Here is an 18,377-nt window from a genome sequence, read left to right on the forward strand (position 1 = left end):
CGTTATTTTCCTTTTAAAGATTTAAAATACAAAATCACTTTATCGATCCATTTTATTTTCTGAAATAATACACTTTCGTTGTTTTTCAAATGTTTATAAAATGAAAGATTATAAGAACCCGCATTGCGAATAATGCGTATTAGATTTTTTGTAATGTGTTTTTGAAAAACTTCCAGATTAAAATATCCTAGTTTTTCATTTTGCGAAATCAGAACTTTAGAAGCATTAATTGTTTCAATAACCTCTTCTGGTGAAAGCCTCTTTTTAAATGAAACAGCATTTAAGTAAAAATCAATTTTTGGATCTTCAGGGTTAATTTCAAGCTGAGTCAGTTGATTTATTTTTACTCGTCGCACAGAGCGGTTAACGTTATCAATTTTAGTTTTACTGATATTGTTGTTGTGCTGTCTGTAATTTAATAAGGATTCCGGAATGTTGTAAAAGTTAGTTTTGGCAAGTAATCTGCTCCATAAATCATAATCCTCAACAGGGACGTAATCATTATCAAATTTTAAATCACCCAAAACTTCTTTTTTAAACATTACAGTTGGATTTCCGATGTTACAACTGTGTAAAAAAGATACTTTAATCGCATCTGGTTCTGTGTTATGTTTGATGATTTTGTTTTTGCCTGTTCCAAAAAAAGTAAACCACGTACCACAAACGCCAATTTCGGGATTGTTTTTTAATACTTCAATTTGTTTTTCAAAACGTGTTGGCATTGCAATATCATCTGCGTCCATTAAGGCAATATATTCACCTTTTGCAGCGTTTATTCCTTCGTTCCTTAGATTTGCGGGACCCACATTTTCTTCTTTGTCAATAATAATAATGCGATTATCTTCTTGCTGAAATTTCTTAATAATGTTTAAACTTTCGTCAGTAGATTTATCATTTAAAATAATAAGCTCAAAGTCTGAAAATGTTTGACTTAGAATACTTTTTAAAGTTTCATCTAAAAATGAAGCCGCATTAAACACAGGAATTATAACAGAAATTACAGGATTTTGAAGAATTTGCATGATTTTTGTTTTACTAGGGAAGGGGATTATTTAAGTTAAAATTATCTTAAAAAATCAAATGCAAATTTAGTAGATAATTTCGGAATGTTTTTATCTTTGTCCAAACAAATTAATATAAATGAAAAAAATTCAGGTCGGATTTTTAGTGTCGTATGATTATGAATTGCTCAAAATTGCGATTCCACAAATATATAAAGAATCTGACTCAATTTTTCTAGCAATTGATAAAGAAAGAAAAACCTGGAAAGGAGAATCTTTTGTAATAGAAGAGGATTTTTTTCAATGGATTAAGTCTATTGATGTAGATTCTAAAATACAAATTCTGGAAGATAACTTTTATCGTCCGGAGCTGACAAGTATGGAGTGTGAAGTTCGTGAAAGAAAAATACTTGCCGAAAAAATGGGAATAGGGAACTGGCTTATTCAGCTTGATGCCGATGAATATTTTCTTGATTTTAAAGGATTTGTAAAGTTCTTAAAATCAAAAAACCGTTTTCTAAATAATCCTGAACAAAATCAGGTTCAGATTTCGCCATGTCTTATAAATCTTTATAAAAGAACAGATCACGGAGTATTGTATGTAAAAAAGCCAACAAAAATTATGGTGGCGACCAATTACCCGAGTTATAAAATAGGAAGACAAACCCGTAAAAGAATTATTTATTTTAAAGGGCCGATTTTGCATGAATGTATTTCCAGAACAAAAGAAGAGCTGGAAATGAAGTTCAATAACTGGGGACATGATACAGATATCAATAAAGAAGAGTTTTTAAATAAATGGGAAACTGTAAATGAAAGCAATTACAAAACCATGCGAAACTTTTTTTATATGGAACCTCATAAATGGAAAAAACTGGCTTTTGTAAAAGGTTCAACTTTTAATGAAATCAAGAACAATCTTGACTTTTTTAAAGTTTTGCCCTCAGATTTCTATATTTGGAAAAGAAATCTGGGACAATGGTTCAAACATTTATAAGATTTCTTTATTTTAAGATCTCTTTGTAAACATTAAAATATTCAGCAGCTGCAACTTTCCAATCGAAACTTGCAGCTCTTTTTTTCAATAAGCTTTCTATTTCGTTTTTATTGCTGTCAAAATGATTTAATCCGTTAAAAAGAATATCTTTCATATATTCAGGATCAAAATTGTTCCAATAATTAGAAACATCGCCTCCAATTTCAGGCAGAGAAGTTTTATCAGATAAAAATACAGGTTTACCAAAACTCATAGCTTCAATTGGCGGAAGTCCGAAACCTTCACGAATTGACGGAAAAAGAAATGCCGTACAGTTTTTCATATAAAACTGTTTGGCTTCATCAGAAACTTTCCCGGTTAAAAAAACCTGATTTTCTAAGCCGTTATCTGCAATCAATTTCTTGATTTCTTCGCCGTATTTTTTGTCATTATTTCCTGAAATAATCAAATTAAAATCCTTTATTAATTTCATCATATTAATAATCGAACCATAATTTTTTCTTTCGATAAAATCACCAATCGAATAAAAGAAAGGTTTATCAACGGGAACATTAGAAACAAACGTCGAAGTATCTAAAAGAGTAGAAATTGGATTTCCGTTGTAAATAACATATTCAGGAACATTAGGGACATTAAAATGCTCGTGTGTGTGTTTTTTGGCAAATTCTGAGATGTAAGTAATAGCCGTTGCTCTTTCAAGTTTTCCTTTAAAAAGCTTTTTTAATTTATGACTTTTTTCGTTGGTTACTTCTTCAACAAAATGAATATCATGAACCGTTAATACATAATTGGTTTTATGAAAAGGCTCAACTTTAATGTTTTGATTTACAGAATGCCATAAATCGTATTTTTTTCGAATTCTAAACAACGGATGTCTCGAAAGACTGCTGTATTTATGATATTTGAATTTGTCTTTAAATTCGTCTTTTAAAAGTTCAGGTTTTGAGCTGTTGAGCGTTAATTCGTAATTATTGAAATCCAGCGATGATAATCCTTTAATTAACTCATAATTAAAAGTTCCTAAACCTGTAGCTCTGTTGTTTATATTGTGTGTTTCTAGAAAAATACTTTTTTGGGACATTATTTTCTTTTTTTACGAAAGTACAATAATAATTTGAAGTCTTAAATACGTATTTTTGTTGCCTTATAAAAATCTACCAATGAATTTTAAAGTAAATCCTCTTTTCGAAAATAGCACAGCATCAGTTCTTGATAAAATAAAAACATTTAATTCGTCAGGCGAACTTTTTGGAAATGGAGATCGTAACAAGATAAAATTGTTTGATTTAGATGGAAAAACCATTAACATCAAATCGTTTAAAATTCCGAATATCGTCAATAAAATTGCCTACAAATATTTTAGAAAATCAAAAGCCAGACGCTCATTTGAATATGCGACTATTTTGCTCGAAAAAGGAATTGGTACGCCGCAGCCCATTGCATTTTTGGAGAACTTTACAGTAATTGGTTTAAAAGATAGTTATTATGCCAGCGAGCATTTAATTACGGAACTGACTTATAGAGAATTGGTTGAAATTCCTGATTATCCGGATAATGAAAATATTTTAAGACAGTTTGTAAAATTTACGTTTGATCTTCATGAAAAAGGAGTGGAATTTTTAGATCATTCACCGGGAAATACGTTGATTAAAAAGAATGAAAACAATATATACAGTTTCTTTTTAGTTGATTTAAACCGAATGAATTTTCATGAAAATATGAGCTTTGAACAGCGCATGAATAATTTTAGCCGTTTAACGCCTAAAAAAGAAATGATTGCGGTTATGAGCAATGAATATGCTAAATTTTATACGGATAGAAACGAAAGCGAAATTTTTGAAAAAATGTGGCAGGCAACCTCAAATTTTCAGGAAGAATTTGCGAGAAAGAAAAGATTAAAAAAGAAACTGAAATTCTGGAAGAAATCTTAGCTTTTGGCTCTTATTTTTTTAAGTTCCTGAAAACGAACCGCTACACTTAGTGCGTTTAGATAACAGATTATAATGCCCTTTTTTCCGTCTAAAATTCCAAATCTCAATAAATACTGATTTAAGAATTGGTATAGAGGACGGATATAAAAATGAAAAAAGTTAGGATTGGTATTTTTTGAATATTCTTCCTGTGCTTTTAACTTGCCGTAAAAAATCATTTTTTGCTTGTAATCTTCATAATTCGAATACGAATAATGCGTTAGCCGGTTTTTTAGTTTTCCGGTTTTTCCGTTTACAATTAATTTTTCGTGTACAATTTTATTGTTGTTATAAGTCGCATTTTCCTTCTTAAAAAGACGAATTATTTTGTCATTCTGCCAGCCGCTGAAACGAAGTTTTTTATTTTTAAAAATGAAATCGCGTGCAACAAAATAAGCAGAGGCGCTATTTTCGTGGTTTATAACTTTTCTAATTTCCTGTTGAAGTTCAGGACTTAATCTTTCATCTGCATCTATAAAAAGAATCCAGGAATTTGCCGCCAGATCAATTGTAAAATTGCGTTGAAGAGCGAAATTATCAAAAGCTCGCTGAACAATTTTTACATTTTTGTATGCAGAAGCAATTTCAAAAGTTTTATCGGTACTAAAAGAATCTACGATAATTATTTCATCAGCAAAAGCCAGATTATCAAGAACCTCCCGAATGTTAGATTCTTCATTGTAAGTGATCAGTAAAGCCGATAAAAGTTGGTTTTGAGAAATCATTTTTAGCTGATATTTTTTTTCAGAAATGATTCGATTTTGTCTTTAAAGAATTCAGGTTTAAATTCTTGATATAAAGACAAAGCTTCTTTTTTTAGCATTTTTTCTGTTTTCTGCTCAAATAAATCCGCTCGATAATCTTTTAAATGCACAGAAAGATGATGAATTCCATCCTCAAAAGTAGCCCAGATTTTCTTTTCAATCCATGGAGAGAAAATTATAAAAGAAGGTTTTCCTAATGCTTTAGCCATATTTATGGCGCCGCCATCGTTTCCGATAATGACATCGCATTGATTCATAAGTGCAATAAACGAACGCAAATCTCCGCCCAATAAATCGAAATATATTTTTTCCTGTGTTGAAGGTTTGCAGGCATTAAAAACCGTTTTTGCCTCTTCAATTTGTTTCGGGAAATAATTAAACAGAATATTTACATTGGCATTATCAGCAACAAAATCTACCACTTTAGACATGAATTCTAAAGGATATGTTTTTAGTTTTTCGCTTCCTAAAAGACTAATCATTATAGTTTTTCTATCTTTTCGAACGTTATGTTTTTCGAGTAATGCTAAAGCTTCCTGATTTTCTTTTTCTGAAACAAATAATTTCGGAATTGGATCAATCTCAATTTTTAAATCTAAAGGTTCTAATAACGAAAGACGTCTTTCGATTGCCAAACCTAAATTGGTTTTAGGAAAAGGAGCAAAAGGGACATTATCGGTATACAGAAAATTTCTTCCGGGTTTTTTATAAGAGATTTTTCTTTTTGCGCCGCTAAATAGAGATATGGTCCAGCTTTCTAATTTTGAATAAGCATCGATTAATAAATCGTATTTTTTAGCTCTGATTTCAAAGACAAGTTTTGCAAGTTCACTCTTGCTTTTTCGATGCTTTTCTTCAAATAAAATAATATTGTCAATACTTGGATTTCCTTCTAAAACCGGAGTTGTAGAAGCATAAACTAAATAATCGATTTGAGCGTTGGGATAAGCAGTGCGCAGATTGTTACAAATAATACTGCTGACTAAAACGTCGCCAATCATTTTTTGCTGAATAACAAGTATCTTCATTTAAAAAGGGAATCTTTTAATTGATTACAAATTGACGTAAAAAAAATCCAAATTCCAATGATTAAATCGGAATTTGGATTTTTAACTTATTTCTTTTTTAAATTATACCGCAACGTCGTATTCGCGAAGGGCATTATTTAATGAAGTTTTTAAATCTGTAGATGGTTTACGAGTACCAATGATTAAAGCACATGGAACCTGATATTCTCCAGCAGCAAACTTTTTCGTATAACTTCCAGGAATTACAACAGAACGCGCAGGAACAAAACCTTTCATTTCAACAGGCTCATCACCAGTAACGTCAATAATTTTTGTTGAAGCTGTCAAACAAACGTTAGCACCAAGAACAGCTTCTTTACCAACATGAACACCTTCTACAACGATACAACGAGAACCAATAAAAGCACCGTCTTCAATAATTACCGGAGCAGCTTGCAATGGCTCTAAAACACCACCAATACCAACACCACCGCTTAAGTGAACATTTTTACCAATTTGTGCACAGCTTCCTACAGTAGCCCAAGTGTCAACCATAGTTCCTTCGTCAACATAAGCACCAATATTTACATAACTTGGCATTAAAATAACACCGCTTGAAATATAAGCTCCGTAACGTGCAACAGCATTTGGTACTACACGAATTCCTTTTTCAGCATAATTTCTTTTTAGTAACATTTTATCGTGATATTCAAAAATACCAGATTCCCATGTTTCCATTTTTTGAATTGGGAAATACATTACAACTGCTTTCTTAACCCATTCGTTTACCTGCCAACCATCACCAACTGGTTCTGCAACACGTAATTTTCCTGCATCAACTAATTCGATAACTTCTCTAATAGCATCAGTTGTAGTTTTTTCTTGTAATAAAGCTCTGTTTTCCCAAGCTTGTTCAATTATAGTCTGTAAAGAATTCATAGTTTAAATTTTTGGCAAAGATAAGGTATTTGTAGAAAAGCAAAAAAGCAAACGGAATTGAAAGTGTTATAAATGTAACTTTTTGTTTTTAATTTGATAAATAAAATTTAGAAATGAAGTTTAGTTTTAAATAAATGCCTCTAAAAGTTTTTTTAATATCAAAATATGACAATTGTCAGATTTTGAACTTTTTCTTACTTCTACTTTTGTCGAATTAATTCTGAAAAACAAGAATTAAAAATCCAATCCAAAACACATAAAATCTACAGAACATGAATCAGGAAAATCAACTCCGAACTCCGGTAACCGTAATTGATAAAGAAGTAACATGGGATAAAACTCAGGTAATTATGAGTAAAACAAACGCTTTTGGCATAATTGAATATGCTAATGAAGTTTTTGTTGATGTCTGCGGTTATGAAGATTACGAATTAATGGGACAGCCGCATAATATTATTCGTCATCCGGATATGCCAAAGGTTATTTTTAAAGTGCTGTGGGAGAATTTGAAAAACGGAAAAAACTTTCATGCCATCGTAAAAAACCTTGCAAAATCAGGAAGATACTATTGGGTTATTACAGATTTTGATATTGCAAGAGATGAAAATGGTGTAATTGTAAATTATTTCGGAAGAAGACAATCTGTTCCGCAAGAAGTTGTGGCTATGCATATTGAACCTTTGTATAAAAAATTACTTCAAATTGAGGCCGCAAGCGGAGTTGAATTCAGTGAAAAATATTTGATAGGTTTCTTAGAAGAAAAAAACAGAAGCTATGTTGAATATATTAAGGAGCTGATTTATGAACATGAAAAAAATCAGGCAAAGTTTGCTAATTATGAAGAGGAACAAGGAGAAGAACACAGAGGTTTTTTCAGCAGATTATTTAATCGATAAAAGAGAATAATTTTTAGTTTTAAATATTTAGGTTCGGGTCCGTTTTGAATTTCAGGGCGGGCCTTTTGGTTTTTAGGTTTATTTTAAAATGCGATCAATTCAAAAAGGATTATATTTGTATTATAAAATGAAGTATTATGGAAGCGATTAGATTAGAGTTTCAGCCAGAGATTAGAGAGAAAGTACTTAAGTTATTAAGTGAGTTTTCTACTAGTGAATTGAGAATTATTGAAGAAGATTCTGATTTTGAAGATGATAAAAGAAAAGTGCATGCAGCTTATGCTAAATTAAAAAGTGGAAATGAAAAGTTGTATTCAGTAGATGAAGTAGATTCTATTTTAGATAATACATTTTCGGAATATGACAATTAAGATTTCTAATGAATTTTTAAAATTATTAAAAGAACAAGTTCATTATATTTATAAAGATAAACCTAGAGCAGCACTAAAGTTCAGGAAAGATTTGCTTAAAAATATTAAAAAAGATTTAAAATATCCTTTTCATTTTACTAAGTCAAAATATTTTGATAATGAAAATATTAGAGATTATGTTTTTAAAGGTTATGTTTCTGTTTATGAAGTTGATACTGAGAAAAATATAGTTTTAGTTTTCAGTTTTATAAAATATAAAGACTCTCTTTAAAGATTATAATTTTTCTTTATCTTTTATAAAAAAATTAAAAAATGCCAAGAATCCTTTCCATAGATTACGGACAAAAACGCACAGGAATAGCTGTCACTGATGAAATGCAGATTATAGCATCAGGATTAACCACAATTCCAACCCATACTTTAATTGATTTTTTAAAAGATTATTTTGCCAAAGAAAAAGTAGAAGCAGTTTTAATTGGCGAGCCCAAACAAATGAACGGTCAGCCATCAGAAAGTGCGTCTGTGATTAATGGTTTTGTAACACATTTTTCAAATATTTTTCCGGAAATGAAAGTAATTCGTGTTGATGAACGTTTTACATCAAAAATGGCTTTTCAAACAATGATTGATAGCGGACTAAGTAAAAAACAGCGCCAAAACAAAGGGCTGATTGACGAAATTTCTGCTACAATTATGCTTCAGGATTATCTTTCTTCTAAGCGTTTTTAAGTTTATTTTGGATTAATTTCTCTTTTTTAGAAAAAATTATAATTTCCTAACTTTTATCATGTAAAAATTAGTTTTTTTTTGCGATTGAAAAAAGTACCTTTGCATTTTAAAACAAATTACTGTTATGCCTGACAATACAATACGTTCCAATAGTGAAGTAGTGCTTATTGGAGCTGGAATTATGAGTGCAACTCTTGGATTAATTTTGAAAGAGCTGCAGCCGGATATTAAAATTGAAATTTACGAAAGATTAGATGTAGCAGCTGCCGAAAGCTCAGATGCATGGAATAATGCAGGAACCGGACACTCTGCATTTTGTGAATTAAATTATACTCCTGAAAAAGAGGATGGAAGTATCGACCCTAAAAAAGCAATCAGCATAGCAGAATCATTTGAAATTTCTCGTCAGTTTTGGTCTTATTTAGTACAGGAAAATAAAGTTCCGTCTCCGGAAAATTTTATTAAAAGTGTACCACATATGAGTTTTGTATGGGGAGAAAAAAATGTTGAATATCTTACCAAAAGATTCGAAGCACTGCAAAGCAATCCTATTTTTGCAGATATGACATTCAGTACTGATTTTAATCAGCTGAAAGAATGGATGCCTCTTGTAATGGAAGGTAGAGAAGAGGGCGAAAAAATAGCAGCAACTCACATGGAAATGGGTACTGATGTCAATTTTGGAGCTTTAACAAGAAGCATGTTTAATTATCTTGAAAAACTGGACGGTGTAACTTTATATTTTAATCATGAGGTTAAAAAATTAAGACAGCGCGAGGATAAATCCTGGAGAATTAAAATTACAGATTTATCTACAGGTCAAAAAAGAAAAGCATATACCCAATTTGTATTTATTGGTGCCGGTGGCGGTTCTTTGCCATTATTAGAAAAAGCAGGTGTTCCTGAAGGACATGGTTATGGAGGTTTCCCAGTAAGCGGACAATGGTTAAAATGTACAAATCCGGAAGTTATTGCTAAACATCAGGCAAAAGTTTACGGTAAAGCAAGCGTTGGTGCACCGCCAATGTCTGTTCCGCATATTGATACTCGTGTTATTGACGGTGAAAAAGCACTTCTTTTTGGGCCTTTTGCAGGATTCTCAACACGTTTCTTAAAAAATGGGTCTTATTTGGATTTGCCTTTATCGATAAAAGCAAACAATTTAATTCCGATGCTTTCTGCGGGATTCCACAATATTCCATTAACAAAATATTTGATTGAGCAGGTTCGTCAGTCTCCAAAAGACAGAATGAAAGCACTTCGTGAGTATTTACCAACAGCACGTTCTAAAGACTGGAAATTAGAAAAAGCGGGTCAACGTGTTCAGGTTATTAAAAAAGGAGAAAACGGTGGTGGAGTTTTAGAATTTGGAACAGAAGTAATTACAACTCATGATGGATCTCTGGCAGTTTTATTAGGAGCGTCTCCGGGAGCTTCAACAGCTGTTGCTATTATGGTTGACTTAATTAGCAGATGTTTTACAAAGCAAATTAAAACACCTGAATGGGAAGCCAAAATGAAAAAAATGATTCCATCTTACGGAACAACTCTAAACGATAAACCAGAGTTATTGGCAGAAATGAGAAAACATACAGCTGAAGTTTTAAAAATTAAATAATTTCAGTTTCCCAATATAAAGAAAAGGACTTAGTAATCTAAGTCCTTTATTTTTTAATCAGTTTTCACCGCTTTTAATTCTTTTGTAGTTTTCAGGATTTTCTCTGCCAGATTGCTCATCCATATTAATTGTTCGATAACCATAGAGGCTTCCTGCATTTTGGCCTGTCGCGTTTCTTTGTCAAGTTCGTCATCTGTTGCCAGGCGAGAAAAGTTTTTACGCTTTAATTCTTCAAATTGTAAAATCACATCTTCTTTATCAAAAAAAGTATCTGTTATAATCGTTTCGTTTCTTAAAATTGAAACAGAATGTTCTAAGTTCAGTAAAATAGTTTTGATAATATAATTAAAAGATTCTGATGCTGCTGTTGTTTTATGCGACTGTATATAGGTTGACAAAGAAGCTAAAGCTGACAAAAGCGAATGATTTAATACGACCAGATTATTTACCAGCGGCATCGTTTTTTGCTTCGATTTTGGTTCCTGCATCATACGCTGAAAAGACGTCATGAGGTTTCCAATCTCAATAAAAGCATTTTTTCTTGAAAGTCTGTAAGAAGTAGGAACTTCACCTTTTTTGTTATAAAAATCGGCAATTTCTTTAAGATAATTTTTATTGGCTCTGATTGAATTTTCAATATGAATAGGCGTATTGATAAATTCCCAGGCCGGCCATAAAAATTGGTTTGCAATAAAAGCCAGTGTTGCTCCGGCAAGAGAATCAAGAATTCTAAACTGAATAACCTCAACAACATTTGGAGTTAAAATTCCGTAAATAAAAACCACATACATCGTAACAAAAGTTGCGCTTATTTTGTAATTGATCTGTGTAAACGAAATACCTAAAAGCATGCAGATAATCGAGAAAATACTCAAAGCAACATGATTTTGGATTACAGAAACAATTCCGAAAGCCAAAAGTCCGCCCAAAATAGTTCCGAAAATTCTATTATAAGATCTCTCTTTTGTCAGGCCGTAACCTGGGCGCATAATAACTACAATCGTAAGTAATATCCAGTAAACATTTTGAAATGGAAGAAACTTTCCAATAATAAAACCAATTAAAATAGTAATAGTCAATCGAAGCGAATGCCTGAATATTGAAGAGGAATAACTTAAATTTTCAATAAGAGTTCCTATAGGATAATATTGAGGCGTTAAGAATTTTTCTAACTCCTTGTCTTTATCTTTTAATTTATAAGACTGCATTGCCAGTGACAAAGCTCTTTGAATTGTTTTAATTTTTCCAACCTGATTTTTAGCATATTTCAGCATATTGGTCAGCATTAAAACACCTTCTGCAGCTTCCTCTTTTCCTAATGTTTTTTCATAATCAAAAATGGCAAATTCAAGTGCATCTAATTCATTTTTAAGATCATTCTTATCAACATATACAGCAATATGATGCACATTTTTTGAAAGCTTTTTAAGGGTAGAAGCCAGTTTGTATGCCACATTTTGATACGTGCGAAGTACTTCGGGATGTTTGGCAAACTTTTCATGAAGTTTACTGTGATCAAAAGAAGTATAAAGAGCTAATTCCTGAATTTCAACCAAAGTAATAAAAACCAAAAGCATTTTTCGGTTTTGACTTGTTGTGCCTGATGTGTTTTGATTGCCAATAAGCATTTTTCTTAAATCCTCATGAATCAAATTAAGATCGACCTGAATCGCTAATTGCTTTTCAATGATTTTCTCTCTATTAGCTTCGGGACTCCATAAATCACCTCTTAATTTTAGATATTTTGCCGTTAGTTTTATTCCTTCAGCAATTTGCAGTTCTATGTATTTATAAGGTTGTACAAAATGAAAAACCAGTGAAACTATTAAATATAAAATTCCTCCAATAAAAATAAAACCCGAATATTGAAGCGCTTCTAAACCAGTATGTAAATGCCCAAATGACAATGAAATAGATAATAAAGCAGAAAACGAAACCAAAGTCGCGCGCTGCCCGTACACAGAAATCATGGAACATAAAAATAGCAGAAACCCTAAAAAAGGATAGAATAAAAAAGGAAAAGGATAAGCAAGATTTACTAATAAATTTACTCCGGATACGATAAAAGAAGCTACAATTAATCCCTTGATTTTGTGACTTAATGAACTCGGAATATCGCTGGGATAGGTGTAAAAAGCACCCAATGCAATCGTAAAACCAATTTCAAAATGACCTAAAAAATTCAAAATTATAACAGGTACAACAGAAGCAATGGTAACTTTTGAAGCATTTAAAAACGAAGTACTGTTGGTGAATTTCGAGATTCGGTCTAACATATTGTGAGGTTTACTAGCAAAGTTAAGAATTGTACTAAATATTTTGGCATAATTATAGTTGAGTTTTCAAAAGCATATAAAAATTATGTTATAATGTAGCTTTACAGCCAATCGTTGACTATTTTTTATTATTTTTGCCAGCTGAATTATGAGAACCTAATTCAAGGTTTTCATTATAAAAACATTAAATAAAAACAAATGATTTTACCAATTGTAGGATATGGTGATCCTGTTTTAAGAAAAGTAGGAACGGCAATCACGCCAGATTATCCAAACTTAAAAGAGACAATAGCAAACATGTACGAAACAATGTACAATGCTTTAGGAGTTGGACTAGCTGCGCCTCAGGTAGGTCTGCCAATTCGTTTATTTGTTATTGATACAACTCCTTTTAGTGATGATGAGGATTTAGATGAACAGGAACAGAAAGATTTAGAAGGTTTTAAAAGAACTTTTATAAATGCTAAAATCGTAAAAGAAGAAGGTGAGGAGTGGAGTTTTAATGAAGGATGCCTGAGTATACCAGACGTTCGCGAAGATGTTTACAGAAAACCAACTGTTACGATTGAATACTGTGAGGAAGATTTTGTAATGAAAACAGAAGTTTTTGACGGTTTAATTGCCAGAGTTATTCAACATGAATACGACCATATCGAAGGGGTTTTATTTACGGATAAAATATCTTCTTTGAAAAAGCGTTTAATTCAGAAGAAATTAAAAAACATTACCGAAGGTAAAACTTTTCAGGAATACAGAATGAAATTTGCTGCCGCTAAAAAAGGCAGATAAAAAGTTCTTAAATAATTTAAGAACAGCATAAAAGATAAAAATTCTTAATACTAATTTTAATAAACATGAATTTAGACAAAATTTTAGCCATTTCTGGAAAACCAGGTTTATATGTATTGAAGGTGCAGACTCGTACAGGTTTTGTGGCAGAATCATTATTAGACGGAAAAAAAATTACAGTAAACTTAAAAAGTAACGTAAGTTTATTGTCTGAAATTTCAATTTATACACACGAAGGTGAAAAACCGCTGACTGAAGTAATGCAGAAAATTGCAACTAAAGAAAATAAAGGTCAGGCGATTTCTCACAAAGAAGATAATGCAACATTAAGTGCTTATTTTAAAGAAATTTTACCGGAATATGATGAAGAAAGAGTTTATCCTTCAGATATTAAAAAAGTATTAAACTGGTACAATACACTTCAAACAAAAGGTTTAGTTACCGACTTAGCTCCGGCTGCTGCTGAAACTCCAGAAGAAGCTCCAGCAGTTGAAGAAAAACCTAAGAAAGCACCAGCGGCAAAAAAAGCACCGGCTGCAAAAAAGGCTTCAGCTAAAAAAGAAGAGTAGTAATTGTCTACATTCAAAATATATTAATCCTGTCGAGATGTTTTCTAGGCAGGATTTTTTACTTTTACAAGATCTTGGTTTAAACCATAAAAAACTTCAAAAATGAGTAAAGAACTTCAGCTTAAAGCTTTCGAGAGATTATTAATTATAATGGATGAACTTCGTGAACAATGTCCGTGGGATAAAAAACAGACATTGCAGACACTTAGGCATTTGACAATTGAGGAAACTTACGAATTAGGCGATGCTATTCTTGATAATGATCTAAACGAAATAAAAAAAGAACTTGGAGATTTATTACTGCATATTGTTTTTTATGCTAAAATAGGCTCAGAAACTAATGATTTTGACATTGCTGATGTGTGCAATGAAATCTGTGATAAATTAATTCATCGTCATCCTCATATTTATTCTGATACGGTTGTGAAAGATGAAGAAGAAGTAAAACAGAATTGGGAAAAACTGAAACTTAAAGAAGGTAAAAAATCAGTTTTGGAAGGCGTGCCAAGAAGTTTACCGGCATTGGTAAAAGCCAGCAGAATTCAGGATAAAGTAAAAGGCGTTGGTTTTGACTGGGAAGAACCGCATCAGGTTTGGGATAAAGTTCAGGAAGAATTAAACGAACTTCAGGAAGAAGTAAAAGCTGGTGATCAGGATAAAATTGAAGCCGAATTTGGTGATGTTTTATTCTCAATGATAAATTATGCCCGCTTTTTAAATGTAAATCCTGAAGATGCTTTAGAGCGAACTAATAAAAAGTTTATTAAACGCTTTCAATATCTGGAAAGTAAAGCCAATGAACTTGGAAAACCTTTGATGGATATGACGCTGGCAGAAATGGATGTTTTTTGGAACGAAGCTAAAAAACAATAATTATTCGGCCAGACGTTTTAATGCTCTGACATCTTTAAGCATAATTTTTTTACCTACTAATTCAATCAATTCCAGTTTGTTAAAATCAGATAACAAACGGATACAGCTTTCTGTTGCAGTTCCAATCATTCCGGCAAGTTCTTCTCTGGTAAGTTGAACTTTTAAGGTTTTATCTGTGTTTTCTCCAAATTCATCATGTAAATGCAATAAAGTTTCAGCCAAACGCTGTTTTACCGTTTTTTGAACTAAAGCAATTTTATCGTTTTCAGATTCTTTTAAATCTTCGCAGACAGACTGCATCAAATTCAAAGAAAACTGATTGTTATTATTAAAAAAATGGATGATTTCGCTTTTCGGAATAAAACAAACTTCCATGTCAGCAATAGCTTTTGCAGATAAATTTGCAGGTTCATTACTAATCATCGAGCGCTGTCCTAAAAGTTCACCTGATTTTACAAGTTTAACGATTTGGTCTTTTCCGTTGGCGCTCAATTTAGAAAGTTTTCCAACACCGTCTTTTACACAAAAGACACCATTGGTAACTTCGCCCTCTTCAAAAATAGCTTCGCCTTTTTTAATTGTGTAGGTCGTTTTGCTATTAGCCAATTTTACAACTTCATCTTTATTTAGGGCTTTTAAAGAAGAAAGCTGACGAACAATACATTGATCACATTTATTCATAGCAAGAGTAATTTGGTGCAAAATTAACCAATTCTTATGTTTAAAAAGTACTTTTACGACTAAAAATACATAGAAAAGGTTAATATTTCAATTTGAATAAATATTTCATTAATTTAGAATTAGATTTCATTATAACATGATAAATGTCATATTTAAAGTCACCGCTTATTTGGAATTTTGCTAATTAAAAAAACAAATTATGAGCGAGCAGAGTTGTTTTCATTGCGGGTTAACTATTCCTAAAAATGAAGAAATCAATTTTGATGAGAAAAAATTTTGCTGCACAGGCTGTAAAACAGTTTACGAAATTTTTAGTCTAAATGATTTAACCTGCTACTACGATTTTGAAAAATCTCCCGGAGCTACTCCAAAGGATATTCAGGTAAAATACGATTTTCTTGAAAATGAAGCCATTTTAAACAAAGTTCTGGAATTTCAGGAAGGAAATACTTCTATAATATCATTAAATATTCCGCATATTCACTGCAGCTCTTGTATCTGGATTTTAGAAAATCTTAACCGACTGCAAAAAGGAATAAATGTTTCACAGGTTAATTTTCCTGAGAAAAAAGTTCGAATTACATTCAATTCTGAAATAGTTTCTTTAAAAGACATAGCCTATCTTCTAAGTTCCATAGGCTATGAACCTTATATAAGTTTAGAAAACTACGAAACAGGAAAAAATAAAGTTGACCGAAGTTTGACTTACAAAGTTGGTGTTGCATTTTTTTGCTTCGGAAATATTATGCTGTTGTCTTTTCCGGAATATTTCGAAATCAAAGAATTCTGGTTAGATAGTTACAAACCATTTTTTAGAATTTTAATTTTTCTTTTGGCATTGCCAAGTTTTTTATATTCAGCAAGCGGTTATTATGTTTCGGCTTATCATAGTATAAAAACGAGAATGCTCAATATTGATATTCCAATTGCTTTAGGAATTATTGTCATGTTTATCCGCAGTACTTATGATATGCTGATGGATCATGGCCCAGGTTTTTTTGACAGTTTAGCCAGCTTAGTATTTTTTATGCTTGCTTGGAAAAATGTTTCAAACCAAAACCTATAGTTTTTTAAGTTTTGAACGTGATTTTAAATCGTATTTTCCAATTGCAGTAACGAGAATAAATCAGGATCAAACAGAAGAAAGTGTTCCTATTTATGACGTTTTAAAAGGAAACCGATTGTTGATTAGAAATCAGGAATTGATTCCGGTAGATGGTATTTTAATTAGCGAAAAAGCCGAAATCGATTATAGTTTTGTTACGGGGGAAGCCGTTCCTATTACTAAAAAATCCGGAGATAAAATATTTGCCGGAGGTAAACAAATTGGAAAAGTAATAGAAATGGAAGTGATACATTCTGTTTCGCAAAGTTATTTGACACAATTATGGAGTAATGAAATTTTTCAGAAAAAAGTCGAACAGAAACACAAAACGATTACCGATGCTATAAGCCGTTATTTTACGCCAATTTTATTATTCATTGCTTTCGCCGGATTTGGGTATTGGATATTTATAGATGCTACTATTGCGTTTAATGTTTTTACAGCTGTTTTAATTGTTGCCTGTCCGTGTGCATTGGCACTTACAGCTCCTTTTACTTTTGGAAACATTCTGAGAATAATGGGAAAACAAAAAATGTATCTCAAAAATGCCTTGGTTATAGAACAATTAGCTAAAGTAGATACTATAGTTTTTGATAAAACCGGAACCATTACAACAAATAAAAAATCGAATATTTTATACGAAGGAACAGCACTTTCTGATGAAAATTTTGTTCTCATAAAAAATGTTCTTAGAGGATCAAATCACCCTTTAAGCCGAATGCTATATGACTTTTTACCAGAATATGGCAGAATTAAAATTGATGATTTTGAGGAAATTACCGGAAAAGGGATTTTGGCTTTCGCCGAAGGCAGAGAAATAAAAATTGGATCTTTTTTATTTGTTGAAAGTCCGATTTTGGATTCTTCAGAAATAGAAAAAACAGCGCTTCATATTAAAATTGATAATCAATATTACGGGAAATTTGTTTTCCAAAATCAGTATCGTGACGGATTAGAAAAATTGTTTACATCATTAAGTAAAGAATATGATATTAAAGTTCTTTCCGGAGATAATGATGGCGAAAGAGAAAATCTTGAAACTATTCTGCCCAAAGGCACAGAGCTGGTTTTTAATCAAAAACCAGAGCAAAAATTAGAATTTATCAAGAAACTGCAGGAAACCGGAAAGAACGTTATGATGGTTGGAGACGGCTTAAACGATGCCGGCGCTTTGGCACAAAGTAATGTTGGTGTTTCTGTATCCGAAAACGTAAATGTATTTTCTCCTGCTTGCGATGCAATTCTCGATGCGGGCGAATTTTCACGATTAAACTACTTCTTAAAACTCTCTCATAAATCGATCCTGATTATCAAAATGAGTTTTGGTTTGTCACTTCTTTATAACGTGGTTGGACTCACTTTTGCTGTCACCGGAAATCTTCTTCCGTTAGTTGCTGCAATCATAATGCCTTTAAGCACAATTACGATTGTAAGTTTTGTGACTTTTATGTCTAACTACTTCAGTAATAGAAATTTATATTGATTTTAAGTAATTGTAAGAATATTTTACTTAATTTTAACATTCTTCTACAACCATGATAATTATCATATTTTAAACGCCGACGACCTAGTAATTTTGTTAACATAAATTTACGGTATGAGTGTTATTTATCTATTAATTTCAGTGAGTATTTTCGTGGCAATATGCTTCTTTATTGCCTTTATTGTTGCTGTCAAAACTGGTCAGTACGATGACGATTATACGCCCTCGGTCAGAATTCTATTTGACGACGAGACAAAAATTACTTCCCAAAATAATAATTCGCCAATCGAAGAAAAACAAGTATAAATT

General features: G+C 31.7%; 18 protein-coding genes and 1 pseudogene. 12 read left to right on the forward strand and 7 right to left on the reverse strand.

Going from position 1 to position 18,377, the window contains the following annotated elements; translation table 11 throughout:
* Positions 1–2: 2 nt before the first annotated feature.
* Positions 3–1,022 carry a glycosyltransferase family 2 protein gene (locus ABDW27_RS20140; protein WP_343697527.1) on the reverse strand — a complete coding sequence of 340 codons (1,020 nt, stop codon included), beginning with the start codon at positions 1,020–1,022 and terminating at the stop codon, positions 3–5.
* Positions 1,023–1,140: 118 nt separating this feature from the next.
* Here ABDW27_RS20140 and ABDW27_RS20145 point away from each other — a divergent pair, with 118 nt between their 5' ends.
* Positions 1,141–1,998 (forward strand): hypothetical protein, encoded by an 858-nt coding sequence (locus tag ABDW27_RS20145; protein WP_343697528.1) that lies wholly within the window; start codon positions 1,141–1,143, stop codon positions 1,996–1,998.
* A gap of 7 nt (positions 1,999–2,005) precedes the next feature.
* Here the strand turns inward: ABDW27_RS20145 and ABDW27_RS20150 are convergent, their stop codons facing one another.
* Complete coding sequence (locus ABDW27_RS20150; protein ID WP_343697529.1) at positions 2,006–3,079, reverse strand: glycosyltransferase family 1 protein; 1,074 nt, start codon at positions 3,077–3,079, stop codon at positions 2,006–2,008.
* Between the two features lie 79 nt (positions 3,080–3,158).
* Between ABDW27_RS20150 and ABDW27_RS20155 the strand changes: the two genes are divergently transcribed.
* Positions 3,159–3,929, forward strand: a complete 771-nt coding sequence (locus ABDW27_RS20155) for a Kdo domain containing protein (RefSeq protein ID WP_343697530.1) — start codon at positions 3,159–3,161, stop codon at positions 3,927–3,929.
* On the opposite strand, the gene ABDW27_RS20160 is transcribed toward ABDW27_RS20155, so the two are convergent.
* The 3 genes from ABDW27_RS20160 to ABDW27_RS20170 all read right to left on the reverse strand — a co-directional run bounded on the left by ABDW27_RS20160 (position 3,926) and on the right by ABDW27_RS20170 (position 6,678).
* Positions 3,926–4,693 (reverse strand): glycosyltransferase family 2 protein, encoded by a 768-nt coding sequence (locus tag ABDW27_RS20160; RefSeq protein ID WP_343697531.1) that lies wholly within the window; start codon positions 4,691–4,693, stop codon positions 3,926–3,928. The two genes, ABDW27_RS20155 and ABDW27_RS20160, sit on opposite strands and share 4 nt — an antisense overlap.
* A gap of 2 nt (positions 4,694–4,695) precedes the next feature.
* Entirely contained in the window at positions 4,696–5,760 is a 1,065-nt protein-coding gene (locus tag ABDW27_RS20165; protein WP_343697532.1) for a glycosyltransferase family 9 protein, read from the reverse strand.
* Between the two features lie 102 nt (positions 5,761–5,862).
* A complete protein-coding gene (locus ABDW27_RS20170; RefSeq protein WP_343697533.1) occupies positions 5,863–6,678 on the reverse strand; it encodes a 2,3,4,5-tetrahydropyridine-2,6-dicarboxylate N-succinyltransferase in 816 nt (271 codons plus the stop codon).
* 272 nt (positions 6,679–6,950) lie between these two features.
* Between ABDW27_RS20170 and ABDW27_RS20175 the strand changes: the two genes are divergently transcribed.
* The 5 genes from ABDW27_RS20175 (at position 6,951) to ABDW27_RS20195 (ending at position 10,292) form a co-directional block, all read left to right on the forward strand.
* Positions 6,951–7,574, forward strand: a complete 624-nt coding sequence (locus ABDW27_RS20175) for a PAS domain-containing protein (RefSeq protein ID WP_343697534.1) — start codon at positions 6,951–6,953, stop codon at positions 7,572–7,574.
* Between the two features lie 137 nt (positions 7,575–7,711).
* The gene (locus tag ABDW27_RS20180) at positions 7,712–7,945 is read left to right on the forward strand and encodes a hypothetical protein (protein WP_343697535.1); all 234 of its coding nucleotides are present in this window, start codon (positions 7,712–7,714) and stop codon (positions 7,943–7,945) included.
* Positions 7,935–8,216 carry a type II toxin-antitoxin system RelE/ParE family toxin gene (locus tag ABDW27_RS20185; protein ID WP_343697536.1) on the forward strand — a complete coding sequence of 94 codons (282 nt, stop codon included), beginning with the start codon at positions 7,935–7,937 and terminating at the stop codon, positions 8,214–8,216. The genes ABDW27_RS20180 and ABDW27_RS20185 overlap by 11 nt, the downstream gene beginning before the upstream one ends.
* A gap of 41 nt (positions 8,217–8,257) precedes the next feature.
* A complete protein-coding gene (gene ruvX / locus ABDW27_RS20190; protein WP_343697537.1) occupies positions 8,258–8,674 on the forward strand; it encodes a Holliday junction resolvase RuvX in 417 nt (138 codons plus the stop codon).
* 124 nt (positions 8,675–8,798) lie between these two features.
* Positions 8,799–10,292, forward strand: a complete 1,494-nt coding sequence (locus ABDW27_RS20195; protein WP_343697538.1) for a malate:quinone oxidoreductase — start codon at positions 8,799–8,801, stop codon at positions 10,290–10,292.
* 53 nt (positions 10,293–10,345) lie between these two features.
* Here the strand turns inward: ABDW27_RS20195 and ABDW27_RS20200 are convergent, their stop codons facing one another.
* On the reverse strand, positions 10,346–12,568 hold the full coding sequence (locus ABDW27_RS20200; protein ID WP_343697539.1) for an FUSC family membrane protein: 2,223 nt from the start codon (positions 12,566–12,568) through the stop codon (positions 10,346–10,348).
* 198 nt (positions 12,569–12,766) lie between these two features.
* On the opposite strand from ABDW27_RS20200, the gene def reads away from it, so the two are divergent.
* The 3 genes from def to mazG all read left to right on the forward strand — a co-directional run bounded on the left by def (position 12,767) and on the right by mazG (position 14,799).
* Positions 12,767–13,357, forward strand: a complete 591-nt coding sequence (gene def / locus ABDW27_RS20205; protein WP_343697540.1) for a peptide deformylase — start codon at positions 12,767–12,769, stop codon at positions 13,355–13,357.
* 65 nt (positions 13,358–13,422) lie between these two features.
* A complete protein-coding gene (locus tag ABDW27_RS20210; RefSeq protein WP_343697541.1) occupies positions 13,423–13,926 on the forward strand; it encodes a DUF5606 domain-containing protein in 504 nt (167 codons plus the stop codon).
* Between the two features lie 102 nt (positions 13,927–14,028).
* Positions 14,029–14,799, forward strand: coding sequence for a nucleoside triphosphate pyrophosphohydrolase (gene mazG / locus ABDW27_RS20215; protein ID WP_343697542.1), 771 nt, complete (start codon positions 14,029–14,031; stop codon positions 14,797–14,799).
* Here the strand turns inward: mazG and ABDW27_RS20220 are convergent, their stop codons facing one another.
* Complete coding sequence (locus tag ABDW27_RS20220) at positions 14,800–15,480, reverse strand: Crp/Fnr family transcriptional regulator (RefSeq protein ID WP_343697543.1); 681 nt, start codon at positions 15,478–15,480, stop codon at positions 14,800–14,802. It lies immediately after the preceding gene.
* A 199-nt stretch (positions 15,481–15,679) separates the two neighbouring features.
* On the opposite strand from ABDW27_RS20220, the pseudogene ABDW27_RS20225 reads away from it, so the two are divergent.
* Positions 15,680–18,068 (forward strand): annotated as a pseudogene (locus tag ABDW27_RS20225) (heavy metal translocating P-type ATPase metal-binding domain-containing protein).
* A 114-nt stretch (positions 18,069–18,182) separates the two neighbouring features.
* Positions 18,183–18,374 (forward strand): cbb3-type cytochrome oxidase assembly protein CcoS, encoded by a 192-nt coding sequence (ccoS, locus tag ABDW27_RS20230; RefSeq protein WP_343697544.1) that lies wholly within the window; start codon positions 18,183–18,185, stop codon positions 18,372–18,374.
* Positions 18,375–18,377: the final 3 nt, after the last annotated feature.

Origin of the sequence: Flavobacterium sp. (assembly GCF_039595935.1) — a bacterium.
In the GTDB taxonomy this organism is placed as follows: Bacteria; Bacteroidota; Bacteroidia; order Flavobacteriales; family Flavobacteriaceae; genus Flavobacterium.